Below are 23,221 nucleotides of genomic sequence, written 5' to 3'. Positions count from 1 at the left end.
AAGCAACTGTACTACAGTTTGTAGCCAGTCGCTACTATATATACTTCCCGAGAACGGGCACGTGAGGCATCAGGTTTGCGTATTTTCACTGCTTTAAAACTATTACGAACATCTTGCAAGTATTGATCAAAGCCTTCACCTTGAAACACTTTAACAACAAATGCACCATTTTTCTTTAATACTTGATGACACATATCAAGTGCTAATTCTACCAAATACATACTACCGGCTTGATCTACCGAGTTATTACCGCTCATATTTGGAGCCATGTCAGAGAGTACCACATCAACATTTTTACCATCAATGCGTTTTAACAAGGCATCGAGTACAGCCTCTTCGCGAAAATCGCCTTGTAAAAAGTCAACCCCCGCAAGTGAATCCATTGGTAATATGTCACATGCAATAACCTGACCCTTGTCAGATACTTTTTCAGCTAAGTATTGTGACCAACTTCCAGGCGCAGCACCTAAATCAACCACAGTCATACCAGGACGAAGTAGTTTATCTTTATTTTGGATCTCGTCTAATTTGAAAACAGCTCGAGAGCGCCAGCCTTTTTTTTGCGCTTGCTGAACATATTGATCATCAAAATGTTCTTTCAGCCATCGCTTTGAACTGGCTGAATGTTTTTTATTTGTCATAAATTAACACGCAACTAATTAGTAATATTCTTTAGATGGCGTTAGAATACCCTTAATTCAAGCCATATTCAGCAAAATTTGTATAAACATGACATTATCAAACAAACAAAAGCAGTTTTTAAAAGGCCAGGCACATAGCCTAAAGCCTGTAGTTTTACTAGGTTCTAACGGTTTAACCGAAGGCGTAGTAGTGGAAATTCAAAGTGCATTAGAAATTCACGAATTAATTAAAGTAAAAGTACCTACTGACGATCGTGAAACAAAAGCACTCATTTTTGATGCAATCGTTCGTGAAACCGGCGCAACTAAGCTACAAACAATAGGTCACACTGTTGTGCTTTATCGACAAAGCGCAGAAAAAAAGATTCAATTGCCACGCGCATAAGTTAATTATGCAGTGAGCTTTTTATAAAAAACCAGCATTAAGCTGGTTTTTTATTATATGTGCTTATTTATGCCATTAGCTTTAAAAATAAATTTAAAAACGCAGCTTTTTTGAGCTAACCTTGGCCTGTTTTTATTTAGTGCGTTTGTATTTTAATAAACGATCTATAAATTCAGTGGTTAATTCATTTATTGCGCCAGTTTCTGCATTAATTATCAAGCTAAAGCCCACGTTTAAATGCGGTAGAACAACCAAGTCGCTGCGATAGCCTTGCACCCAACCACTATGATAATAAAGGGTTTCGTCGTTATAATTATAAACACGCCAACCTAACCCATAGTAAGCTTCGTTTAGTTCCTTTTTCCACACGCGTCTATAACGCTCTTTTTTAGTATGCGTATAAGGGCGGGTTTGTGTTGCTAAAGCGTCTAACGAAAGTACACCTAGGTTTTGCCCTAATTGCGCTTTTAGCCATTTTGCCATATCAGTAGCACTTGCGTTTACACCTGCTGCGGGAGCAACTTTATAGTAGTTTTTTTTCAGTTTTGCTGTGTACCAACGTTTTTTACCTCTAACATGTGGCAGTGCATAATTTTTGTCTTGCACCATTGCATCGTAGCCTAAGCTAATATCACTCATTTTTAATGGTGTAAAAATGCCTTCTTGTAACCACTGCTCATACTTTTTATTTGTACCACTGTAAATAACATCATCAATTAAGCTAAACATCACATTTTGATAGCCGTAACACTGACCAGGTTCGCAAATGGGCTTAACTGTTAATAGCTTTTCAACAATGTCAGGGTAATCCATTCTTGACTCTATTAAGTTGTCATAAGCATTAGGTACCAAGCCGCTAGAGTGACTTAATAAATGAAACACTTTTAAGTTGTCTTTATAAACGGTGTCATTAAAGGCTGGAATATACGCACTCACGGGTTTAAATAAGTCAATTTGCCCTTCACTTGCAAGTTTTGCCGTCAGTGAGCCTGCGAATGTTTTTGATACAGAGGCTAACCTAAAACGCGTATGGCTGTTTATCTTAGTGCCACTTCTTGCCTTTGTACGCCCCATAGTATGGATATAATCAGCATTACCAATACTCACTATCGAAAGCGCAGCGCCAGGAATACCTTTACTGATGATTTTTTTTTCTGCGTAGCGTCCATACTTTTTTACGAATCCATCCCAGCTAGGGTCTACTTTAGCCACTACTTTGAGTGACAGAGCAAAACTAATAGCGACCCAAACATACATAAACTTAGTGAGATACTTCATTCGTTACAATTTTATACTTTTTTAACTACATCTATGTGCATAATATCATGAAGTTTTAGTAGGACTAACGTACAATGTTGCTATTATTGGCTTTTTAAGTGGATGTTAAGTATTTATGCGTTTTATAGTTGTATCACTTTTTATATTATTATCAGCAGGTTGTGCAATTACCAAACAATCGGCCGAGCCCTTGGCTTTACCGTTAAAGCCAACATTAAAGAGCGAAACTTACCAGCTTGAGTACAAAACGGACCATGCATCACCTAAGGTTAAGTCGGTACAATTACCGGCACACAAAGTAATCCGCGGCCAAACAGTGCGTATCACAACCGATAAAGTGAGTGTAACAGACACTTTATTAAAACAAATAACACAAGCCTTGAACGATAAAGGTTTAGAAGTGACTGATAGCAAAAATAGTGATTACACGTTAGCTATTCATCAGTTAGATTTGGCATTTACTGACGATACAAAATATGCGTTAACTCAACCTGAAAATCCCTATCCTTTGTTTACTAAAGTAGCGCAACAATACCCTACTCAGCAATGCGCAACTATACTCGCACAAGTGAGTATGCGCATTACGCACCGCGCCTCAGGGGATGTGGTGTGGTTTGCAAAATCATCTATCGACAGCGCAAGCTTCCACCGTGAGCCATTATTATTTAGCTTTGCCCAAGAGCAAAAAATTACAAACGAGCTAGAAGTAGCTGCATTTGTCCACCAGCAAAATACTGAGCAAGCCCGCATAGCGCGTGCAGGCAAAGAGGTCAGTGTACCTCCTTTTAAAACCGTTACTAAACTTAGCAGCTTAACTAAATTGCAAGGCCCGTGTACTCGCACAGAGGCCAGTGCGTTAACACCTATGATGCAATATTATTTAAGCAGTATTTTAATAGACAAAATAAAAGTGCAATAACGTAAAAAACTACATTTTTTTACAGATTCAAGGAATCACTTACCAATATACTACGCTTAATAACAAATAATAATTAGGTCCCCAGGGATGAAAAACGCTTTTTTACAGCATACTTTTATTAATAGCGTATTGTTTTGCGCCAGTTTTTTGAGCTTTCAAAGCCAGGCAAGCAATCGATACTATGCTGATAATACGCTCGAGCCTACCCAAGGCTTTGCGTGGGATTGGAGCGCTGGGGCTAGTTATCATGTGGAAGACTCTTACCTAATTGGCCTAGATTCATACGACGACGGCATTGAATTTGATTTAGGCCTGGCCATTTCTTATGAAAACTTTTACCTGGATATTGATCAAAACCAGCTCAGTGGTGGCCTCGTGCTGGGCTACAGTCTTATAGATAAATTTGATTGGGGCTTGGATATATTAGGCACTAATGTTCAAGCTGGCTTTGATGAAAAGGGCTTAGAGTTTTATAACCATGGTGTAATAGAAGAACTTGCAGGTATAAAGTCGCGCAATTACGACTTTGATGCCGGACTAAGGTTGACCCGCCGCTTTGAAAACTCACAAGTTTCATTTGAATTATTGCACGATATTACCGGTACCCATAATGGCTGGGTGTTTAACACCTTCTTTAGTCATATTTTACCATGGCGTAATTGGGAATTTAGATCTGGCGTAGGAGTGAGCGCTTATTCCCCTCATTTTACCAATTACTATTTTGGTATAGATGCAGATGAAGCCACTAATAATCGCCCTATTTATACGCCCGGCGGTAGTACCAGCATTATGTTTGAGTTTTACGCTGAGTACCCTATTTCTCAAGATTGGGTGTTTTTATCGGGGTGGTTAACAACGTGGTTTTCAAAAGAAATAGACGACAGCCCTATTATTTCTCAAGGGTATCAACATAAAGCCAAGGTAGGCCTACGTTATGTATTTTAGATGGCTTTGTTTATTATTGCTCTTCCCTGCTCTTTCATCTGCTAAAGCAACAGATAAAACAGCCCCTTTAATTGCGCTTCCTGACACCTGTGTTGCACTTCGTGAAGGTCGTAATTGCTATGCAGACGTTACACTTACTTGGGAGCAGCCTAACATTGGTAACTACTGCTTAAGAGACGCAACATCGAAGTATATAATGCAATGTTGGTTAAAACAGCAACAGGGCGTATTTGAATACACCTTCGACTCTAAGCAAAGTATTGCTTTTGAATTGTTTGATAGCAACACAGCCCAAGTTGTTGCCACGGCAGAGGTTAAACTACACTGGGTTTATCAAAATAGACAAAAAAAACGCCGCTGGCGCGTGTTCTAATTTTAAGGAAGCTTTATGGATAATTACGGCACAATTTTATTAGTTGAAGATGACGCCTCATTAGCTCAATGGGTGGGCGAGTATTTAACCGAGCAAGGTTATACCACCCATGTATGTCGCCGCGGTGATGAAGTGATAAGCCAAGTAAAAAATTTAAACCCTAATATTGTACTGCTCGATATTATGTTGCCAGGCCAAGACGGCATAAGTGTTTGCCGAGAGCTACGTAGCTTTTACACGGCACCCATTATCATGCTGACTGCACGCGATGAGGAAATGGATGAAGTTATAGGCTTAGAGGTTGGCGCAAGTGATTACATTATGAAACCTGTACGCCCTCGTGCACTACTTGCACGCATTAAAGCAGCGCTGCGTCTTAGTAATGAACCGAGTAAAGTGGCCAACAACGAAAATACAATTAAGGTAGGTGCATTGAGTATTGATACCCAGTCACGAAATGTAACTTTACATAATCAAGATATCACTATTTCGAGCGCCGAGTACCTACTACTTCATTATTTAGCCAGTAATGCAGGCCAAGTAGTTTCGCGTGACGCCGTGTTTAAGGCAACAAAAGGTCGTGAATATGATGGGCTAGATCGAAGCGTTGATGTGCTAATATCTGCACTGCGTAAAAAGTTTCATGATGACCCACAAAACCCAGAGAAAATAAAAACAATTTGGGGACGTGGTTATTTACTTGTAGCCACGGCGTGGGAATAACGCCCATGGCTGCTTAAATGAAAAAGTTTTACATTTCCCTACTCGGCAGCGCACTACTGTCTATCGTTTTATTGGGTTGGCTAATTGATGCATTTAGCCAACAAACCCAAACACCGCACGATGAATTTAGCCTACAAAGCAAAATGATTAACGGCTTTAGCAAACATTTAAGCAATGTTGCCATTTCGGAACGTCCAACATATGTAAAGCAATTAGCGAACGACTTTGACGTAAAACTCGATTACAAAAATAATGAATCGCTTGCACTTCCGCCTTCTTTAATACTGCAAATGCATACTCAAAGCGGCCTCATTTTAGAAGATAAGCAAGGGTTTTACATGCTCTACAGTAGCGAAACGCTGTCGCCTTTTCACCTTTCAATGCGTTTAGATAAAGGTGCTGAGGCAGATCAGCGCAACGATATTATTTTGACCCTGCTATTTTATGCTGGCTTATGTATTTTTATGGGCTTCATTATTGCCCCGCTCGCCAAACGCTTAACTGTTTTAAACGATGCAGCAAAAAAATTTGCTTCCGGTGATGTACAAGCGCGGATCAAACCCTCTCACTTTACCTACATTAGAGATGTTGAACTTACATTTAATCGCATGGCAAGCCAGATTGAAAAGCTAGTAGCAGAAAACAAATTAATGGCATCAAGCTTATCCCATGATATCAGAACTCCTATTGCGTGCTTGCGCTTTGGCTTAGATGCCGCCCTAGATAGCCAGAGTGCGCCCAAAATTCAGCAGTATCTTGTGCGTATGGAAAACGATCTCGATCACATGGAATCGATGCTAAAAAGCTACTTAGCTTTTGCCACGCTTGAGCAAAATGCCAACCAGCTTACCTACTCGCAAACAACCATATCGTATTATCTTGAAGATTTACTCACTCAGCTGTCGCCTAAAATTGAAAGCAGCCAATTAAACGTACAACTCGAAAGTGGTGATGACATCATCTGGGCTGATCTACATTGGCTCGCTCGGGCGATTAGTAATTTAGTTGGCAATGCCTGCGATTTTGCAAAAGAAAACATTTACATCAATGCAAAGCGTGATGAGCATTACTTATATATTACGGTTGAAGATGATGGACCCGGTATTGCACCTGAAAACTTTAACAACGTTTTTAGTCCTTTTTTTAGAGAAGAAAGCCACCGTAACCGTGCCGATAAAAGTTATGGCTTAGGTTTAGCTATTGTCGCTAAGGTTGCTGATTGGCATCACGGAAGTGTAAACGTTAGTAAAAGCACGCAACTCAAAGGAGCCTGCTTTATGCTTAAAATTGCTCAGCACCATGACTCGTAAATATTAATTTACATAGGGTTAATTAACATTTACCAAACAAAATCAACTCCTTAATTTAAACCTGTTGATAACATTAATTAAATGCGCGGCAATAAAATCATAGCTAACAACAATAATTGTCTTGATTGGACAAATAAGTACTTTTTATTTATTTGCAATTCCAGTAGATTGTCAGCGCCGTCAAAAAATAGAGAAGTACAATAATATGAGCGCAGTTAGAGGTGAGTTTAGCTCTCGCTTTGGATTTATAATGGCCGCAGCAGGCTCTGCAGTTGGCCTGGGTAATATTTGGGGTTTCCCTACCCAAACAGCAAGCAATGGTGGTGCAGCCTTTTTAGTTGCTTACTTAGCCCTCGCATTTTTTTTAGCATACCCTGCACTAATGGCTGAGCTTATAATTGGTCGTCATGGGCAAGCTAATGCGGTGTCGTCCTTAACAAAAATTACTTCACATCCATGGCAAAAGCGCTTTGCTTTTACTGTTGGCTTTGGCGGCATTTTATGTGCTGGTTTTATTTTAAGTTTTTACGCTATTGTGGCAGGCTGGATGCTCAGCGCCACAATTGAACCCATCACTTCATTAGCTGGTGCAAATCAGGCCTCAACCTGGTTAAGTGAGCAATCACTTTCACGAAACATAACTTTTACAGTAATATTTATCATCCTCACTGTGGCTATCATTAGTCGCGGCGTAGAAAACGGTATCGAGAAATGGTCTAAGCGCTTGATGCCTGCTCTTTTAGGTATTTTGTTTGCCCTAATTGCCTACGTTATGACTCAAGATGGTGCTATGCATGGACTCAAAGCCTACCTAGTGCCAGATTTCTCATCTATTTTTGATGCCAATTTACTCGTCAGCGCACTCGGCCAAGCTTTTTTCTCTTTGTCTTTGGGCACCAGTGTAATGATTATATACGGCTCATATATTAGCCAAAAAGAAAACCTCGTTACGCTCGGCGCTTACGTTACGCTTATTGATGTGTTTATAGCCTTTGTTGCAGGGCTTTTAATCATACCAGCTATGTATGTGGCACAGGCACAAGGTGTCGAAATTTTCTCATCAACAGGCGCACTTCTCTCTGAAGATACATTGGTTTTTCAAGTACTACCTGCACTGTTTGACGGGATGGGCTCGGTAGGTTTATTTATTGGTTTTGCATTTTTTGCTTTAATGAGTATAGCGGCACTTACCTCATCAATTTCAATGTTAGAAGCGCCAGTCTCGTACACGGTAGAGCGTTTTGCAATGACTCGCCTACAGGCAACCTTATTAATTGGCGCACTAATAAGCGCAGTTAGTATTACTATTGTATGTAACTTAGGGAGCTTATTTGGTTTAGTGATCACCATAACAACTAAGATTGCACAGCCTTTGCTTGGCTTAATGTGTTGTATTTTTGTTGGTTGGATTTGGTACCGCGGTTCACTACTAAAAGCAATTCAGCAAGGTAACCCTGAAGTACATAACACGCTATTTTGGAAAGTATGGCCTATATACACTAAGTTTGTGTGCCCTGTCGCCATTGGTGCTGTGTTTTTACACTCAGTGCTGAGCTAATAACATTCATTAAAAAGCCCACAAACAAGTGGGCTTTTTAATAGCGTAGAGTGATTAGAGGCTTATTTAAAAGCTTACTGTCGAGCTATTAACGCACTGTATTGAGCACCATATCTTGATGAGGGATGCCATCTTCTAGGTATTGCTCTCCTACCTCTTCAAAGCCAAAAGTACGATAAAATGCTAATAAATAGGTTTGCGCACCAATATAAATTTGGCGCTCTGGCCATTGCTTTTGGCAACATGCTATAGCAGCCTTTACAAGCTCAGTAGCTAATCCTTTACCTCGCTCACTTTTACTTACCAGTACACGACCTATTGCACTGTAAGTTTCGCTTTTTTCATAACAACGGGCGTATGCTAATAACCTATTATCATCAATAGCGAATAAATGCTGAGTATGGGCGTGAGTATCTACATCATCGAGTTCAGGATACGGGCAAGTTTGCTCTACAACAAATACATCAACGCGACCGCGCATAATAGTAAATAAAGTACGCGTATCAAGTGCATTAAAATGTACGCATTTAAACGGCATATAAAATCCTAAAAATAAAAAACCCAGACGAAGCTGGGCATAAGTAAACACCCTTTGACTTAGGCAAATAAACGTTCTAATTGATCACATAATTGTGATAAATTTACATGATCATGCTCTATGGTTAAGTCAACATAACCATCACCTCTGAATGCTCTATCAAGCTCAATTAACACATGTGTTTTATGTGCTTCAGGTACAAAAGATAACTCAATCTCTTGAATGCCAAACAAACTTCGGCTATTTGGCTTGTACTCTAATTCTTGATAACAGCCCGAAACAGACTGAAAAGTAGGTGCTCGTAAATGGCCTTTCTCAACATCAGCTTTTAATAAGCTAAAGCCTAATTTGTCCATTGCTTGCATACAGGTTTTAACAGCCTCATTCGGATATATATGCAAATGGTCTTTATCTGTTGGATCAAGGGCTAAATCAATATCAAGACCCGTTTCTATCCATACATGTGATTGGTTATAACCGGCATTAATCTCTGTAATTGGCGTCTCTGGGTGAAGGCGAGCTTCAAACGGAATACTTCTAACTTCTCCAGGTTCGATAGTGCCTATGTCAGTTATACGCCATTGATCAATAACGTGATTAGTAAAGTATTCACCTTCTTCGCCATCAACCTTAACACGTGTCATCAAATATAGATCTAGCCCTGTAATTTCTTGAGCCACATCACCTGCAGTAATAACAATATTGGCGTTAAAAAGTTGCCCTGGTTGAAGATGTTCAGTTTCTAAAATTGTATCTACTTTCGCAGCGCCAATACCAACCGACGCCAAAATCTTTTTAAACATATCTGTCTCCTTAAGCTGAGCACTTCAACGTGTTACTCAAGCTTAAATTTCTTCGTTAAAGCATCTTAACCATATTTAAAAGCCATTGTCAGTGAAAAAGTGTTATTTACATGCTATTTACGATTAAATACATACTTAATGTGCATTTTTTATACACATCAAAGCAAATACTTGATTAAACGCGCTCACTTATAGGGCTATTTTTATTTTCAATGGTATAAAATTTTCGCTACACTGATATCACAAATGAAGTGATATTAAGAATTATGGAACTAATCTATTTTGCCGCCGCATTCGTTTGTGGCTTTGCTGTTTATCAACTAAAACTTCCTCCTCTTATTGGCTTTTTACTCGCCGGTTTTGCATTAAATTTATCTGGTTATAAAAGCACAGAACTACTCGACACTATTGCCGCTTTAGGCGTAACACTTCTACTCTTTAGTATTGGTTTAAAACTTAAGGTTAAAAGCTTAATTAAGCCCCAAGTATGGGCTCCCGCAACCCTACACATTATTTTTAGTAGTGCCTTATTTAGTGGATTTATGTTATTGCTTGGTATGTTTGCTGTACCAATGTTTGTTGATTTAAGCTGGCAAAGTGCGTTACTAGTTGGTTTTGCACTTAGCTTTTCTAGTACAGTATTTGCAGTAAAAGTGCTTGAAGAGCGTGGTGAAATGGCTAGTCTACACGGAAAAATAGCCATTGGCATTTTGGTCATGCAAGATATTTTTGCCGTTATATTTTTAGCTATCAGTACCGGTAAAGTACCTAATATATGGGCACTTGCGTTAATTATTGCACTCCCCCTAATGCGCCCGCTTATGTATGGTGTGCTTAATCGCTCTAAACATGGTGAGTTATTGCCTCTATTTGGCTTTTTCTTTGCGCTGGTAGCAGGTTATAATGCATTTGATTTTGCAGGCTTAAAAGGCGATTTAGGTGCACTCATCATAGGGATGATATTCGCACCCCATAAAAAGGCAGGAGAACTGTCTAAGTCACTCCTTAATTTAAAAGATATTTTACTCGTCGGTTTTTTCTTAAGTATTGGTCTCAATGCAGAGCTTACCACTCACTCTCTCATCGTCGCGTTGGTTTTGATATTAGTGTTACCCATAAAAACCGTACTTTATTATATATTTACTAATAGATTTAGGCTCAGAGCGCGAACCTCACTACTGACTGCATTTAGCTTGGCAAATTTTAGTGAATTTGGTCTTATCGTGTGCGCTGTGGCAGCCTCTAGCGGTATGATCACCTCAGAGTGGCTGGCAGTAATAGCCATTGCCGTATCTATTACGTTTGTTGTGGCATCACCTCTCAATAAGCGCTCAAATGAAATATACGTAATGATTGAGCGCTGGTTGTTAAAGTTTGAGAGTAAAACTCGCTTGACTGAAGAATTGCCCGTAAATTTAACCGAAACTAAGATTGTTATTTTTGGCATGGGACGTATAGGAACAGGTGCCTACGAAACTATAAATGCCACTCACCCTAATGTGGTGGCGGGTATTGATATAAAACCAGAAGTGGTCGAAAAGCATATAAAACGCGACCGAAAGGTACTTCTTGCCGACGCCACCGATCCTGACTTTTGGCAACGAATGAATCACTCGCATGTAGAAATGGTCATGTTGGCTATGCCAAAACATATGCAAAATATTTTTGCGCTAGAGCAATTACAGGCTTCAGGTTATAGCGGTCAAGTAACAGCTATCGCCAACTATCCTGATCAACAAAAAGAATTAGAAAAAATGGGTGTAAACTCTACTTATAACTTTTATCTAGAAGCCGGTAGTGGTTTTGCAGAGCACGTAAAGCAAGAGCTATTTGAAAAATAGCACTTAAAAATCACACAAAAAATAAAAACAATACAAAAGCCTTTTATTTAATAAGGCTTTTGTATTAGTTTAATTTTAAAAACCCATCTTATTTACATTCCTTTACATTACTTCTCTCCATCTACATCAAAAAAAGATAAACTATTGCTGTTGCTTAAATAAACACCTTATCACCAATGCTACATAATTAGACTCCAGCTGATTAATGTAAGGTAAGCATTATTTATCAACATACATTTATTCAATTAGAGGGCCTACTCCCTCGTTCAATAGGCTGTTTCTTGCCCGTCACAGCCTATTTTATCTACTATCTTGTACTTATGACTGTAATTAAGTAATGGTACGAATTAATACCTTGCTATGACTATTTAATGCGTTTAGTACTAATACGCAGTACTATTACCGCTAAATGTTTTTATCAATTACATACTTATTATGGATACCACAGAACTTAAGCTTGCCATTAATACAATTATGCCCTTTGGTAAATACGCAGGCAGGCCTCTATTACTTTTGCCAGAGCCCTACTTAGTGTGGTTTAAGCAGCAAGGTTTTCCCGATGATAGACTCGGCGCACAACTTGCGATGATATACGAGATTAAATTAAATGGACTTGAGCAAATGCTGATGCCCTTACTAAAAAAGTGAAAATAATTGAGAACTTTTTCCACATCGGTGGGTCTATTATTTTGCTACTTGTTGATTTTGGTTTTTAACCACAAAAAGCGCCCTCGGCGCTTTTTTTATGCCTGGTGTTTTTAGGTAAGGTAACGATAAACTTAGCGCCACCAAGCGATGAGTCAGTGATTGAATAATGCCCTTTATGCCAAGATACAATTTTTGCCACTATTGCTAAGCCTAAACCAAAGCCACCTGTGCTTTTATCACGACTTTTATCTAGACGAGTAAAAGGTTTAAATACATTTTCTCTGTCGCTTTTTAAAATACCTTCACCATCATCTTCAACAATTAAGCCAATTGCATCACCTTGATCTTTAAGTGTGATATCAACGCGATTAGTAGCGTACTTTAACGCATTACCGATTAGGTTTTGCATAACACGTGCAATGAAATGCGCGTCACACTTGTACATTAGAGTCGGTGGTAATATCGCATTAAACTCTATACCGTTTGCAAAATTTAATTTATTGATGACCGATTGCGTCAAAGCAGCTAAGTCAACGTCACTTGTCACTAAATTTGGCTGTTGCGTGTCAAGCCTTGCGTATTCAAGCATTTCACATACAAGCGCCTCAAGTTCACTTATATCTGCCTGCATGTTAGTTAGGTAATGTTGCCCTTTTTCCGATTGTAGCGTTTCTTCTAACATGGCTATGCCAAATTTTAACCGCGCAAGAGGGGTTCTAAATTCATGAGATACAGAAGAGGTTAGTTCTTGTTGCGCACTAAGAAGCTGCTCTATGCGCTGTTGCATTACTTTTAAAGTATCCGTAACGGGCAAAAAAAACGATTTAGAAGGGCTACTCAAATTAAAGTCTTGCGAGCCATCAACCGCTTCACACGCATGACGTAGCTTAGAAAAATCACGCCATAATAAAAAGCTCCAAAGCCCCACTGGTAACCCTACAATAGCCAGCAACATTAAATATGGGATAACGGAGCTTTCGGCAGCTTTTATAACGCCGACAGGACCTATTTGGAGTAGCTTGTTATCACCTAGTTCAACATACCAAACGATACGTTGTTTTTTATCATATAGGTATAGGTAATGGTTTTTATCAAGCATAGCTTGTTGCTTGAGGGGTAAAATAAGATCGCGGCGGGCAATAATTTGGCTTTCAAAACTGTGTGTTAGCTTATGTAGCCCATCATCGGTTTGCGATAACAACCATAGTGCTTGGCCAAACTCATCATCTAACAGCACTTGCTGCTGCGTGTCTTCGTAAGGCCAAATTTGTTCTATAACACCACTAACAATAAATAAAGAAACAATGATATAAACATATAAACTTATAAATAGTTTGCCCATTTTTCTTTATTTACCCTCATGTATTATTTTTCCCAAGCGTCTGAGACGAACAAGTAACCTTGTCCCCACACGGTTTTTATCCGGTAGGGTTTATCACTGTTATCACCTAGCTTTTTACGAATACGAGACACGCGAACATCAACGGTTCGGTCTAAGCCATCGTACTGGCGGCCTATCATGTGTTGATGAACATGTTCACGGCTTAGTACTTGGCCAGCATTAGAGGCAAGTAGCCATAATAGCTCAAACTCATGGGATGTAAGTACTATTTCGTTTTCGTTTAATTTAACAATTCGGCTGGTTTTATCAATCACTAAATCGCCAAACTGAATCTCTTGTGCAGCTTTTACTACCGTCTGTCCACGACGAAGCAGTGCATTAACACGCGCTAATAAAACACGTGGCTCTGCAGGTTTTACAACATAATCATCGGCACCAAGTTCTAAACCAATTACTTGGTCAAAGTCTTCACCTTTTGCAGTGAGCATTAAGATTGGTAACGAATACTTATCACGTACTTGGCGACATACGCTAAAGCCATCTTTACCTGGTAACATGATATCTAAAATCATTAAATCAGCAGCGTTATTCTCAAGATAACTAAATACTTCATCACCACGGCTTAATACGTCTACTTCTAAGCCATTATGTTCAAGATAATCTTTTGTTAGTTGTTGCAAACCTAAATCATCTTCAACAAGTAAAATTTTTGGCATGAGTTGCTCCTAAATTAAAAATAGCTCCATGGAGAGCGAAGCCTGCGCCTACTTTTTTTAGCATCAGCACTTTGCACTTCAACGTGTGTTTTAGCAATTAACACACCGGTATGAGGATTGATTAGGGAGTATATTGTCTCTACCTGAACACGCGCTTTATATTCAAACTCTCCGACAGCCTGCTGTTGCCAGCATTTAATAAGCTTGGTTTGTTCGTATAGACATACATCACTTGGTAAGGCTTGTTGCCAATTAAACACTAAATTGAGGTCGCAAAACGCTTGCTGATCAGATACAACACACACTTTGGGAGAGACCTTTAAAAACGCATTTTTCGCGATAACGGGAGGGCTAAACAGAAAAGCTGTAAGCACAATCAACATTAAATACTTCATATTAAAAAGTATGATCAAATCCTATAAAAGCAGTCATTGAATAATTGCGTTCAAAAAGCGGACTGCCATCCATAGCTGAATAGTCGTAATATGCTACATGAAAACGAAGACTGTTAGCCTCACTAAACGGCCAACTGGCGTCGATTTTAGCATAAGGTTGCCAACTACTACCAACGTCAATTTTACCTAATGCGGTTTCTGCCGCTTTTAATCCATAATAGTAGTTGTTTAATTCAGCTGACTTATAGTTAATCCCAAGCGTAGGTTTTAATTTTAAACGCCCTATCTCACTGTGATATTGCCATTGTATAGCTCCCCTAGTGCCGTCATATACGCTACTGATATCGTGTAAGAGCTGTATTGATAACACATGACTTTGCTGCACATAGTGATAGCTCCCCCCTGCGTCTAAGGCTAAACGGCGTTTGTTAATAGTGTCGATATTTATTTTTTTAGGTTGGGCATTATTTTGCGTGAGTGAAGAAGCACCGGCGGTTGCAGGCACAACAAAGAGGTTATTTGGGTGCCAATCAATAAAAAAGCGTGACTCTGCGTTAAGTTCTGAAACGATATTAAAATGATGCTTTTGACTTTCTTTTAATGTGTAGCCAAGGCGTCCATTATCAAAAAACCAACGCTCACCATAAAACGCAATTCGCGGAATAATAGGAAGAGGAACGTTTTTACCGCCATGAAGTGGATTAGTAATAACGCCTGCGCCAACACTGAGGCTTATATGCCAGTGCTCAATAGCAATATGCTGGTCCGTATGCTCTTTATTAGATTGCGCAGCTGCACTGGGCATGCAGACAAGGCACACAACAAAGCAAAAATAATAAACAATCGTACTCAGCCGCATTAAATTAATCTAAATAAAAAAGTAAGTGACTCATAGTAGCAAGGTAAATGCGTATACGCGCTACTTAGTTACAATCATTCACAATTTTCACACATAAGCGTCACACTTATATGTCAGGCGCTATTTCAATACGGTTACGACCATGCGTTTTAGCAATATATAAAGCACGGTCGGCGCGCTCAATAAGCACCGAGCCTTTTGTAAATGGGCGTAAAATAGCAAGTCCAAAACTTGCAGAAATTGCACGCTTAGAATTTACATCTCCTTTTTTGCGGATCGTTAGTGAGGCAATATCTAAACGAATTTTATCAGCAAACACCATAATGTCGTTAATGCTGTCAAAATACCCAGTAATACAAAATTCCTCACCGCCATAGCGGTAAACGTTCAGGTTATCGGAGATATTTTGCGACACTTTTTTGGCCACTAGCTTAAGCATTTCATCCCCTTTTTGATGACCAAAATCGTCGTTAAAACGTTTAAAGTGATCAATATCAAACATAATGAGTACTGCTAATACGCTGTCATCAGCTTGCTCAGAATAAGACCGACAAAACTGCTGAATATCATCATCAAACTTTCTTCGATTAAAAAAACCTGTTAGCGGGTCTGTATCAGCGGCTTCTTGTGAGAGGTTAAGCGCCTCTTTCAAATCTTTAATTTCATTATAGGCTACTGCAAGTTTAGTTTGGAATTCTCGTGCATAGTCTTGCATAGCCACCGACTCGTCAGTTAAGCGTTCAACACAACCGAGTATCTCGTTAAACGAATTTACATTCGCTAAACTCGCCAACTCATTTTGAGAATCGACCAATGACGTAGTAAAGCTTTTAGAATGGTTAAGGGTAACGCTTATATCGTTCTGTACTTGCTCCATAGTGCCATGAAAACGATCTGCCATTTCTTGAAAAAACACTAAGTCATCTTCACTTAAATGCTTATCAAAAATTTCTTGCGCTTTATTTTGTGTACACGTTTGATACTCGGCAATGACGTGATCAAGCTCAGCATTCAATGCCGGCTTATTACCTTGCACGTAGCAATACCAAATCGCGTAATTGATGGGCGTTACCGGCATTCGGTGCTTTACCATCAGAGGAATTGCTTTTTTCAAACACTGAGCAGAGTGAGCAAATGATACAGCTTGATTCATAATTCTTATAAACTCTCATGTGTTATTTTTTTTATTATGAAGCTTTCATGTTAAGTAATAGTAAACCTATACGCAACTGCTAATCATACTATTTACTGAATTATATTTATTCCTTGAACTTTTAGATAACATTTGCGCCTATAGTTTGCGCAATATTCCACAATGCACTGATGGCAGGGTCGTTAAGCTCTTTTTTTAATACCGCCAAACCAATATCAAATCCTTCGGGTTGGTCATTTGTAATGGGGAGCACGTGTACTTTATCTTGCAAGGGACTATTATCTAGCACTATTTTAGGAACCATAGCGACACCTAAACCTAGGCTCACCATCGACACCATAGCTTCGTGCCCTGCCACTTGAGCGTAAATCTTTCCATGCACATTATTTTTGCGCCACCACTGCTCTAATCGCTGGCGAGAGAAACCTTGCTCAGGAACTATAAATTCAAGTTCTGACCAATCAATGTGCGACTCATTGTTAGCTATCTTTTCGCTAATTGGGCAGTGAATTTTAGGGCCAATGAGAACCAGTGGAGAGTGCCCTATGTTTACAAAAGCAATTTGAGAGGGCAGCTTACTTGGGCGTGCAGCAATGGCCATTGACTCATGGGCATCCAACACTCGGTTTATTGCCAATGCTGGGTCGCCGGTATTAAGCGTTATTTCTATATATTGATGCTGCGCACGAAGCTGCTCTAATATTTGGTGCAAAAAACTATACGAGGCGGTAACTGAACAATAAATGCTAACATTGCCATAAATGTGTTGGGAGGGGTCTTTTACATTCGCTTTAAAGCGTTGCCAATTAGCCAAAGTAGAGGTGGCGTAATCAATAAACGACTCCCCTTCTTTTGTTAATTTTACACTTCGGTTATCCCGCACAAATAAAGCTACGCCCACCTCATCTTCAAGCTGTTTAATATTACGGCTTAATGTAGGGGCACTTATATGGCAAAGCTCGCTTGCGCGGGCAAAGTGAAGTGTTTTAGCTAACGCTAAAAAGTAATTTAAATGCTTGTGATCCACAATACACCTTAACGTTTCATTTTTTGAAATACTTTAATTCAAATATATCATTTTACGCAAGCTAAGTTTTTTCTTATGGTGTCCTTAAGCAAAGTAAATACGCTTTGCATCTAACAAACACGAATTATAGGACACTAACATGGCGAATTATTTTAATACCTTACCTTTACGCGAGCAGTTAGCTCAGTTAGCGCAATGTGAATTTATGGACCCAAGTGAATTTACCGATGGTGTTGATGCACTTAAAGGCAAAAAACTTGTTATTGTTGGCTGTGGCGCACAAGGTCTTAACCAAGGTTTAAACTTACGTGATTCAGGCTTAGATGTTTCATACACACTACGCCAATCAGCTATTGATGAGCGTCGTCAATCATACTTAAATGCATCTGAAAACGGCTTTACTGTAGGCACTTACGAGGAACTAATTCCTACTGCTGACGTGGTATTAAACCTAACGCCAGATAAACAACATACAGCCGTTGTAACTGCCATTATGCCCTTAATGAAACAAGGCTCTACACTTGCTTATTCGCACGGTTTTAATATTGTTGAAGAAGGCATGCAAATTCGTGAAGACATTACTGTAATCATGGTTGCGCCTAAGTGCCCAGGCTCTGAGGTTCGTGAAGAATACAAGCGTGGTTTTGGTGTACCTACGCTTATTGCTGTTCACCCTGAGAACGACCCTCAAGGCCAAGGCTTAGCACAAGCAAAAGCCTATGCTGCGGGTACCGGTGGTCATCGTGCTGGCGTACTTAAGTCATCATTCATTGCTGAAGTTAAATCTGATTTAATGGGTGAGCAAACAATTCTTTGTGGCATGTTACAAACGGGTTCTATTTTATGCTTTGATAAAATGGTCGAAAAAGGAATTGATGCGGGTTACGCGTCAAAACTAATTCAATACGGCTGGGAAGTCATTACCGAAGCACTTAAATACGGTGGCGTAACGAATATGCTTGACCGTTTATCAAACCCTGCAAAAGTAAAAGCGTTTGAACTAAGCGAAGAACTTAAAGTTATTATGCGTCCGCTTTACAACAAACACCAAGATGACATTATCGACGGTACTTTCTCACGCGTAATGATGGAAGATTGGGCAAACGACGATGCAAACTTACTTAAATGGCGCGCTGAAACTGCCGAAACTAATTTCGAAAAAACACCAGCAGGTGATGTAGAAATTTCTGAGCAAGAGTTTTTCGATAACGGCATTTTAATGGTTGCCATGGTTAAAGCGGGCGTTGAGCTTGCATTTGAAACCATGACTGCTGCAGGCATTATTGATGAATCTGCGTATTACGAGTCTTTGCACGAAACGCCGTTAATTGCAAACACCATCGCACGTAAAAAGTTATTCGAAATGAACCGCACTATTTCTGATACTGCAGAATACGGTTGTTACCTATATAACCATGCGTGTTTACCATTACTTGCCGATTTTATGAAAAACATCGACACCGATGTTATTGGTAAAGGTTTAAGTGAGCAAAGTAACCAAGTTGATAACCAAACACTGATTCAAATCAATACAGCACTTCGAGAACATCCGGTTGAAATTGTGGGCGCTAAGCTTCGCGGTTACATGTCAGCCATGAAAAAAATTGTATAATTAGTTTCGCTTGTTAGAAACCAAGCCCACATGCATATGCTGTGGGCTTTTTCATGTAAGTAATTAACCTAAATAAAAATAATTTTATGCACATAACGCAATAATTAGCGCCTAATTAATAATGTGCTAATATGGCTGACTACCTAGATGTAAAGTTAAAATAATATGCCGATAAAAAACCTAACTATCACTCAAAAAATCACCATTTTAGGCAGTGCCATTGCAATCTGTGTGGCTGCATTGATTGGTTTAACGTCTTTATATAGCTCTGAAGATATCATTGAGCAACGTATGATAGAGTCTGAGCTTCCCAGCAAATTACACAGTATTAGCAATCAAATTGGCGGCGAAATAAATGAACTTCTAGGTGCTGCACAGCAACTATCATCAAACGAATTTATTTTACAGTGGGCGCGCTCAAACAACCAAGATGACACACTACTGCTTAAAGAGTTAAACCGTGTTGCCAATCAATTTGATCTAGCCACAGCGTCGTGGGCTAACCGTGAAACAGCGCAATACTGGAATCAGCATGGCTTTTTGCGTGTGCTTCAAAACGATGCGGCTGATGGATGGTTTTTTGGCTTTACCAACTCAAATAACCCTTACTCTATCAGTATTTATCAAGAGTCGCCGACTGATGTAAAAATGTTTGTAAATCATCAGCAAACAAATGGACTCGGTTTAGCGGGACTTGCAAAAAGTATCACCGACATGCAAAAGCTCTTGCAGCAATTTAAAATAGAGCAAACTGGCTTTGTATTTATTGCAGACAAAAGCGGGTTAATTCAATTACACAAAGATGCAAATAAAGTAGCTAAAGTAAACATAGACACACTTTATGGTAGTAATATTCATCGCACTTTGTATAACCCCTCTGGTTTTGCAATTACAGAATTATCACTTAATAACGAAGCTACATTTTTAGCAGCCATGCCAATTGCAAATACCGACCTATACGTATTAGCGCAAGTACCTAAAAGTGAGGTATTTGCTAGCGTAGGAACATTACAATGGCAAATATTTACCTTTACGCTAGTCATAGCACTCATTGCGAGCATGTTAAGTTACCTGTTAGCGCGCTCTTTAGCGTCACCCCTTTCAAAAATGGCTGAGCTTTTTTCACGTCTAGGATCTGGCGATGCTAATTTAGCTTACCGTTTACCAGAGTCTAACCAGCCAGAACTTAATAATTTAAGTCATGGCTTTAATCAGTTTATTCATAAAATTGATACGGCTATAAAACAAGTAGCAAACGAGAGTACCGAAATACGCCAAAGTTCTAACCACGTATTTGAACAAGCAAAAAACAACTCCCAGTCTATTGATAATCAAAAAGAGCAAACTATTTCCGTAGCTGCAGCCATTAACGAAATGGGCGCAACCGTACAAGAAATAGCTCAAAGTGCCGCTAATGCAGCCAAACTTACACATAGCAGTCAAAAAAACACGAACCAAAGCCACCAACAAGTGCTACAAAGCCAAACCACAATTTCAGCACTTGCCACTGACATTGACGGCATTACCGAGCAAGTAACACTGCTCTCTAAAAAAACCATTGATATAGCTAGTATTGTTGACTCTATTCGCGGAATTTCGGAGCAAACTAATTTACTGGCCTTAAATGCAGCCATTGAGTCTGCGCGCGCAGGAGAGCATGGTAGAGGCTTTGCTGTGGTAGCTGATGAAGTACGCGCACTTGCTAATCGTACCTCGCAATCAACCACCGAAATTCAGTCAATGATTGAAGAGCTAACCACTATCTCTGAAGAGGTAGTAAACGATATTACCCAATCAAAACAAAAAGCCCAGCAAAGCGTAGGTGCAATGCAAAACTCTGTTGAGTTACTTGATGCAATAAGCGAAACGGCAAACCAAATAAACGATATGGCCACCCTAATTGCAACAGCAACCGAACAACAAAGTAATGTAGTTGCCGATGTAGGACGTAATATTGAGCAAATAAGTGAAATAAGCGACCGTGCTATGAATGAGCAAATAAACACTGAGCAAGCTATTCGCGATTTAGCAAATAGCGCTCAAACACTTGATGCACTTGTGGCCACCTTTGAAAAACACCACTAAACACCTTTTGTAACACTTTAATAAACCACTCACGCATATTACATCTACACTTATAGATGTAGTATGCTGGAGGTGGTTTATGAACATATATTGGTTTAACGCATTATTACTTAGTAGTTGTTTATATTTAAGTGCATGTAGTACTTCAGTGCGCGAGCCACCCCCTCTTATGCTTGCTAATCATTCAACCTTTAACCGCATTATGGTTGAAACTCAGCAAGACATATTCAAACTTAATAAAAATATTACCACAGAACTTGATACCCATTTAACCAGCAAGCGAAACGCCCAGCATTTAGCAAACAGTATTTTAAGTTTTTTATTAAAAAACGGCGATAACTCGTTAACCTACCAAAGCGGTGCCACACTAAGCGCCTCACAAACCTACCAAAATTTAAATGCCAATTGTTTGTCGTTATCAATATTGGCATACAGCCTAGCTGACTATTTAGGTGTTAAGGCACGCTTTCAAAAGGTGCATATTCCAGAATATTGGGCGATGACTAAAGGCGTAAATTTACTAACAGGCCATATTAATTTATCCATCGAAAACACATCTATCCACAACCTTCCTGCGACAATGATTTATCAACGAGATAAACACTTAACGATAGATTTTGACCCAAATATAAGAAAACAACACTTTAAAACCAGCCCAATTAGCAAAGCGTTTGTTACGGCTATGTTTTATAACAACAAAGGGGCTTTGGCTTTAGTGAATAAAAACTATAATTTAGCATATAGCTACTTTAGCGCAGCGGTTGAAGCGGCACCGCTATACAGTGCTGGTTGGGGAAATTTAGGGATCGTATTTAGGCAGCTTAATTACTTAAAAGAGGCTGAGCAAGCTTATAACTATGCTCTGTTACTTGATAAAAATAATCATACAGCCATGGGTAACTTAGCCGTACTGTACACGCTAAGTAACCGTGCACAAAAAGGCCAGCGAATACTTAAGCAGCTTAATGAAAAACGCCAAGCGAATCCCTATTATCATATATCACTAGGTAACACCGAGCTGGCACTAAAAAATTACATGTTGGCACTTAAGCATTTTAAAACAGCTTACAAGCTGGATGCTCATTTACATGAAAGTTATTTTGGTTTAGCTCGAGCTTACTACTTAACCGGCAATATCACGCTTGCTAAAAAGTATATGCAACTAGCAGGTGTCAATGCTGAGTTTAACCACGATAAAACCCGTTATAAAAATAAACTCAACGTATTAAAAAATATCACCGCTTCTCTTAGTCGTGAGTAAAACACTTTACGTAGTCTTCCTTTTGAGGCCTCGTTAGTTTTTTAATTTGCCACTCAAGCTTACTGGCTTCGCTTTTCGTGCCTACCTGTTGTTGATGAATTAACACTAAGGGGCCTTTGCCTTTTAAATTTTTTGCGCCTTTACCTGTTTGATGCGTCACTAAGCGCTTTTCAACATTGGTTGTTATACCCGTATACCAGTGACCAAAACGAGTTTGTACTATATACAGATACCATATTGAAGGCTTTTTGGATGCTTTACTTATATTTATGCTTAAACTTTTTTGTGTGTTTGCGGTCAAAACTTTATCTCAACTCAGGTAACTAAAAACAATTTATAAAAGGGTTTTACCTTCAGTGACTAATCGGTATCATGCAGATTATAAAAAATAAGGATCACAACTAACAATGCAGTCGTTAAAAACTTTTTCTCTTTGGCTTATCGTTGCGCTGACATTCAGCTCTTTAGCAGGTTGCTCTAGCTGGGTATACAGAATTAACATTCCTCAGGGTAACTTTTTAGAGCAATCAGATGTAGATAAACTTCGTGTAAACATGACTCGTGAACAAGTTATTTATGTTTTAGGCCGACCTATTGCTGAAGATGCGTTTGATAATAGCACATGGCGTTATGTGTACAGTTTTAATAAAGGCCGCGATAATGAGCAGCATAAAGAATTAATTATCAAATTTGAAAACGAGAAGCTTGTCGCTGTTTCTGGTGATTACGAGCAACCAGAAAACTTTGATACTCCACTAGAGCAATAAACACTTTAGCTAAAAAAAGGTGAGCACTGCTCACCTTTTTTA

24 protein-coding genes are annotated in these 23,221 nt (G+C 39.2%); 13 read left to right on the top strand and 11 right to left on the bottom strand.

What is annotated here, in order from left to right:
• Positions 1 to 11: 11 nt before the first annotated feature.
• On the bottom strand, positions 12 to 641 hold the full coding sequence (gene rlmE, locus AABI99_RS00345; protein ID WP_338362585.1) for a 23S rRNA (uridine(2552)-2'-O)-methyltransferase RlmE: 630 nt from the start codon (positions 639 to 641) through the stop codon (positions 12 to 14).
• 88 nt (positions 642 to 729) lie between these two features.
• Between rlmE and yhbY the strand changes: the two genes are divergently transcribed.
• Positions 730 to 1,026 carry a ribosome assembly RNA-binding protein YhbY gene (yhbY, locus tag AABI99_RS00340; RefSeq protein WP_004587346.1) on the top strand — a complete coding sequence of 99 codons (297 nt, stop codon included), beginning with the start codon at positions 730 to 732 and terminating at the stop codon, positions 1,024 to 1,026.
• Positions 1,027 to 1,158: 132 nt separating this feature from the next.
• On the opposite strand, the gene AABI99_RS00335 is transcribed toward yhbY, so the two are convergent.
• On the bottom strand, positions 1,159 to 2,304 hold the full coding sequence (locus tag AABI99_RS00335) for a serine hydrolase domain-containing protein (RefSeq protein ID WP_338362584.1): 1,146 nt from the start codon (positions 2,302 to 2,304) through the stop codon (positions 1,159 to 1,161).
• 115 nt (positions 2,305 to 2,419) lie between these two features.
• Between AABI99_RS00335 and AABI99_RS00330 the strand changes: the two genes are divergently transcribed.
• From AABI99_RS00330 to AABI99_RS00305, 6 genes are all read left to right on the top strand, one after another.
• The gene (locus tag AABI99_RS00330) at positions 2,420 to 3,223 is read left to right on the top strand and encodes a hypothetical protein (RefSeq protein WP_338362583.1); all 804 of its coding nucleotides are present in this window, start codon (positions 2,420 to 2,422) and stop codon (positions 3,221 to 3,223) included.
• Between the two features lie 87 nt (positions 3,224 to 3,310).
• A complete protein-coding gene (locus AABI99_RS00325; RefSeq protein WP_338362582.1) occupies positions 3,311 to 4,168 on the top strand; it encodes a MipA/OmpV family protein in 858 nt (285 codons plus the stop codon).
• On the top strand, positions 4,158 to 4,541 hold the full coding sequence (locus AABI99_RS00320; protein WP_338362581.1) for a DUF3019 domain-containing protein: 384 nt from the start codon (positions 4,158 to 4,160) through the stop codon (positions 4,539 to 4,541). Before AABI99_RS00325 ends, AABI99_RS00320 begins: the two co-directional genes overlap by 11 nt.
• 15 nt (positions 4,542 to 4,556) lie before the next feature.
• Positions 4,557 to 5,264 (top strand): response regulator transcription factor, encoded by a 708-nt coding sequence (locus AABI99_RS00315; RefSeq protein WP_338362580.1) that lies wholly within the window; start codon positions 4,557 to 4,559, stop codon positions 5,262 to 5,264.
• A 17-nt stretch (positions 5,265 to 5,281) separates the two neighbouring features.
• Entirely contained in the window at positions 5,282 to 6,574 is a 1,293-nt protein-coding gene (locus AABI99_RS00310; RefSeq protein ID WP_338362579.1) for an ATP-binding protein, read from the top strand.
• Between the two features lie 205 nt (positions 6,575 to 6,779).
• Positions 6,780 to 8,132, top strand: a complete 1,353-nt coding sequence (locus AABI99_RS00305; RefSeq protein ID WP_338362578.1) for a sodium-dependent transporter — start codon at positions 6,780 to 6,782, stop codon at positions 8,130 to 8,132.
• A gap of 88 nt (positions 8,133 to 8,220) precedes the next feature.
• Here the strand turns inward: AABI99_RS00305 and AABI99_RS00300 are convergent, their stop codons facing one another.
• Positions 8,221 to 8,670, bottom strand: coding sequence for a GNAT family N-acetyltransferase (locus AABI99_RS00300; protein ID WP_338362577.1), 450 nt, complete (start codon positions 8,668 to 8,670; stop codon positions 8,221 to 8,223).
• A gap of 59 nt (positions 8,671 to 8,729) precedes the next feature.
• Complete coding sequence (locus AABI99_RS00295) at positions 8,730 to 9,473, bottom strand: sporulation protein (RefSeq protein WP_338362576.1); 744 nt, start codon at positions 9,471 to 9,473, stop codon at positions 8,730 to 8,732.
• 266 nt (positions 9,474 to 9,739) lie between these two features.
• On the opposite strand from AABI99_RS00295, the gene AABI99_RS00290 reads away from it, so the two are divergent.
• Positions 9,740 to 11,314 carry a cation:proton antiporter family protein gene (locus AABI99_RS00290; RefSeq protein ID WP_338362575.1) on the top strand — a complete coding sequence of 525 codons (1,575 nt, stop codon included), beginning with the start codon at positions 9,740 to 9,742 and terminating at the stop codon, positions 11,312 to 11,314.
• A gap of 435 nt (positions 11,315 to 11,749) precedes the next feature.
• Positions 11,750 to 11,962 (top strand): DUF3820 family protein, encoded by a 213-nt coding sequence (locus tag AABI99_RS00285; protein WP_338362574.1) that lies wholly within the window; start codon positions 11,750 to 11,752, stop codon positions 11,960 to 11,962.
• Positions 11,963 to 12,026: 64 nt separating this feature from the next.
• Here AABI99_RS00285 and AABI99_RS00280 read toward each other — a convergent pair whose 3' ends face one another.
• The 6 genes from AABI99_RS00280 to ilvY all read right to left on the bottom strand — a co-directional run bounded on the left by AABI99_RS00280 (position 12,027) and on the right by ilvY (position 17,454).
• Positions 12,027 to 13,304, bottom strand: a complete 1,278-nt coding sequence (locus tag AABI99_RS00280) for an ATP-binding protein (RefSeq protein WP_338362573.1) — start codon at positions 13,302 to 13,304, stop codon at positions 12,027 to 12,029.
• Positions 13,305 to 13,327: 23 nt separating this feature from the next.
• Entirely contained in the window at positions 13,328 to 14,020 is a 693-nt protein-coding gene (locus tag AABI99_RS00275; protein WP_338362572.1) for a response regulator transcription factor, read from the bottom strand.
• A 14-nt stretch (positions 14,021 to 14,034) separates the two neighbouring features.
• Entirely contained in the window at positions 14,035 to 14,403 is a 369-nt protein-coding gene (locus AABI99_RS00270) for a DUF3019 domain-containing protein (RefSeq protein ID WP_338362571.1), read from the bottom strand.
• A 13-nt stretch (positions 14,404 to 14,416) separates the two neighbouring features.
• Positions 14,417 to 15,220, bottom strand: a complete 804-nt coding sequence (locus AABI99_RS00265; protein WP_338362570.1) for a MipA/OmpV family protein — start codon at positions 15,218 to 15,220, stop codon at positions 14,417 to 14,419.
• A 160-nt stretch (positions 15,221 to 15,380) separates the two neighbouring features.
• Positions 15,381 to 16,427, bottom strand: a complete 1,047-nt coding sequence (locus tag AABI99_RS00260) for a GGDEF domain-containing protein (protein WP_338362569.1) — start codon at positions 16,425 to 16,427, stop codon at positions 15,381 to 15,383.
• Between the two features lie 121 nt (positions 16,428 to 16,548).
• A complete protein-coding gene (ilvY, locus tag AABI99_RS00255) occupies positions 16,549 to 17,454 on the bottom strand; it encodes an HTH-type transcriptional activator IlvY (protein WP_338362568.1) in 906 nt (301 codons plus the stop codon).
• Positions 17,455 to 17,593: 139 nt separating this feature from the next.
• Between ilvY and ilvC the strand changes: the two genes are divergently transcribed.
• The 3 genes from ilvC to AABI99_RS00240 all read left to right on the top strand — a co-directional run bounded on the left by ilvC (position 17,594) and on the right by AABI99_RS00240 (position 22,412).
• On the top strand, positions 17,594 to 19,066 hold the full coding sequence (gene ilvC / locus AABI99_RS00250) for a ketol-acid reductoisomerase (RefSeq protein ID WP_338362567.1): 1,473 nt from the start codon (positions 17,594 to 17,596) through the stop codon (positions 19,064 to 19,066).
• Positions 19,067 to 19,231: 165 nt separating this feature from the next.
• A complete protein-coding gene (locus AABI99_RS00245) occupies positions 19,232 to 21,151 on the top strand; it encodes a methyl-accepting chemotaxis protein (protein WP_338362566.1) in 1,920 nt (639 codons plus the stop codon).
• A 79-nt stretch (positions 21,152 to 21,230) separates the two neighbouring features.
• Positions 21,231 to 22,412, top strand: a complete 1,182-nt coding sequence (locus tag AABI99_RS00240; protein WP_338362565.1) for a tetratricopeptide repeat protein — start codon at positions 21,231 to 21,233, stop codon at positions 22,410 to 22,412.
• On the opposite strand, the gene AABI99_RS00235 is transcribed toward AABI99_RS00240, so the two are convergent.
• Positions 22,399 to 22,713, bottom strand: a complete 315-nt coding sequence (locus AABI99_RS00235; protein WP_338362564.1) for a GIY-YIG nuclease family protein — start codon at positions 22,711 to 22,713, stop codon at positions 22,399 to 22,401. The genes AABI99_RS00240 and AABI99_RS00235 overlap by 14 nt on opposite strands.
• A 106-nt stretch (positions 22,714 to 22,819) precedes the next feature.
• Here AABI99_RS00235 and bamE point away from each other — a divergent pair, with 106 nt between their 5' ends.
• Complete coding sequence (bamE, locus tag AABI99_RS00230; RefSeq protein WP_338362563.1) at positions 22,820 to 23,179, top strand: outer membrane protein assembly factor BamE; 360 nt, start codon at positions 22,820 to 22,822, stop codon at positions 23,177 to 23,179.
• Positions 23,180 to 23,221: the final 42 nt, after the last annotated feature.

Source organism: uncultured Pseudoalteromonas sp. (genome assembly GCF_963922945.1).
In the GTDB taxonomy this organism is placed as follows: domain Bacteria; phylum Pseudomonadota; class Gammaproteobacteria; order Enterobacterales; family Alteromonadaceae; genus Pseudoalteromonas.
Note: the sequence above shows the minus strand (reverse complement) of the source record. Positions and strands in the feature narration are given on the sequence as shown.

Excerpts from the sequence above, each read along its gene's own strand:
- AABI99_RS00285 (WP_338362574.1), top strand. The coding sequence starts at position 11,750 with ATGGATACCACAGAACTTAAGCTTGCCATTAATACAATTATGCCCTTT.
- AABI99_RS00275 (WP_338362572.1), bottom strand. The coding sequence starts at position 14,020 with ATGCCAAAAATTTTACTTGTTGAAGATGATTTAGGTTTGCAACAACTA.
- AABI99_RS00305 (WP_338362578.1), top strand. The coding sequence starts at position 6,780 with ATGAGCGCAGTTAGAGGTGAGTTTAGCTCTCGCTTTGGATTTATAATG.
- AABI99_RS00245 (WP_338362566.1), top strand. The coding sequence starts at position 19,232 with ATGCCGATAAAAAACCTAACTATCACTCAAAAAATCACCATTTTAGGC.
- AABI99_RS00290 (WP_338362575.1), top strand. The coding sequence starts at position 9,740 with ATGGAACTAATCTATTTTGCCGCCGCATTCGTTTGTGGCTTTGCTGTT.
- AABI99_RS00310 (WP_338362579.1), top strand. The coding sequence starts at position 5,282 with ATGAAAAAGTTTTACATTTCCCTACTCGGCAGCGCACTACTGTCTATC.
- rlmE (WP_338362585.1), bottom strand. The coding sequence starts at position 641 with ATGACAAATAAAAAACATTCAGCCAGTTCAAAGCGATGGCTGAAAGAA.
- ilvC (WP_338362567.1), top strand. The coding sequence starts at position 17,594 with ATGGCGAATTATTTTAATACCTTACCTTTACGCGAGCAGTTAGCTCAG.
- AABI99_RS00270 (WP_338362571.1), bottom strand. The coding sequence starts at position 14,403 with ATGTTGATTGTGCTTACAGCTTTTCTGTTTAGCCCTCCCGTTATCGCG.
- AABI99_RS00335 (WP_338362584.1), bottom strand. The coding sequence starts at position 2,304 with ATGAAGTATCTCACTAAGTTTATGTATGTTTGGGTCGCTATTAGTTTT.
- AABI99_RS00300 (WP_338362577.1), bottom strand. The coding sequence starts at position 8,670 with ATGCCGTTTAAATGCGTACATTTTAATGCACTTGATACGCGTACTTTA.
- AABI99_RS00240 (WP_338362565.1), top strand. The coding sequence starts at position 21,231 with ATGAACATATATTGGTTTAACGCATTATTACTTAGTAGTTGTTTATAT.
- AABI99_RS00260 (WP_338362569.1), bottom strand. The coding sequence starts at position 16,427 with ATGAATCAAGCTGTATCATTTGCTCACTCTGCTCAGTGTTTGAAAAAA.
- AABI99_RS00325 (WP_338362582.1), top strand. The coding sequence starts at position 3,311 with ATGAAAAACGCTTTTTTACAGCATACTTTTATTAATAGCGTATTGTTT.
- AABI99_RS00265 (WP_338362570.1), bottom strand. The coding sequence starts at position 15,220 with ATGCCCAGTGCAGCTGCGCAATCTAATAAAGAGCATACGGACCAGCAT.
- bamE (WP_338362563.1), top strand. The coding sequence starts at position 22,820 with ATGCAGTCGTTAAAAACTTTTTCTCTTTGGCTTATCGTTGCGCTGACA.
- AABI99_RS00330 (WP_338362583.1), top strand. The coding sequence starts at position 2,420 with ATGCGTTTTATAGTTGTATCACTTTTTATATTATTATCAGCAGGTTGT.
- AABI99_RS00320 (WP_338362581.1), top strand. The coding sequence starts at position 4,158 with ATGTATTTTAGATGGCTTTGTTTATTATTGCTCTTCCCTGCTCTTTCA.
- yhbY (WP_004587346.1), top strand. The coding sequence starts at position 730 with ATGACATTATCAAACAAACAAAAGCAGTTTTTAAAAGGCCAGGCACAT.
- AABI99_RS00280 (WP_338362573.1), bottom strand. The coding sequence starts at position 13,304 with ATGGGCAAACTATTTATAAGTTTATATGTTTATATCATTGTTTCTTTA.
- AABI99_RS00315 (WP_338362580.1), top strand. The coding sequence starts at position 4,557 with ATGGATAATTACGGCACAATTTTATTAGTTGAAGATGACGCCTCATTA.
- AABI99_RS00295 (WP_338362576.1), bottom strand. The coding sequence starts at position 9,473 with ATGTTTAAAAAGATTTTGGCGTCGGTTGGTATTGGCGCTGCGAAAGTA.